The sequence below is a fragment of the Bacillus sp. SIMBA_074 genome (assembly GCF_046534555.1).
In the GTDB taxonomy this organism is placed as follows: domain Bacteria; phylum Bacillota; class Bacilli; order Bacillales; family Bacillaceae_G; genus Bacillus_A; species Bacillus_A mycoides.
Map to the genome: position 1 here is coordinate 1 of NZ_JAWRYM010000100.1, position 507 is coordinate 507.

Sequence of the window (507 nt, forward strand, 5' to 3'; positions counted from 1 at the left end):
ATAAAAGTTTAATATCGTCAATCGTTAACTTATTTGTCCCTGCCGTTTTACTCCCTGTATTTCTCTTGATATTTCGATAAGCGAGACGTATATTTTCATTGGAACTAATCAGTTTCATTAAGCCATAGAAATTTTGACCATCTACACTTTGAGCATACAAGTTGTCAAAACAATGTTGCATATCGTAATACTCACTGTGTCTCAGTTTCTTTCGTTTCAACAAGTCGGTGACTCCCTTGGGAGTTGAACCTCTTTTAGTCTCACAAGAACCTTATTAACCGATAAAGAACTGTCTTACATGGTTGAATGATTCTTCACTAGTCTAGTGGCTATCCCTTCGGGTTGATTAGACCTTTCATCGGTACTGTGCCACCACTTTCACTGATACAAAGATAAGTTATACAGTAGCTATTCTCACTAGTGTTTTCCTTATCAACGCTTCTTTAGGAGTAAGCCCTCCACGTTATCAGCTTACAACGTTGAATTATATCTATTATAGAAAGAACT

1 pseudogene is annotated in these 507 nt (G+C 36.7%); it reads right to left on the minus strand.

Annotated elements, in window-relative coordinates:
• A pseudogene (locus SB773_RS29995) lies at positions 1-223 on the minus strand (group II intron reverse transcriptase/maturase); the annotation flags it as partial.
• Positions 224-507 lie beyond the last annotated feature (284 nt).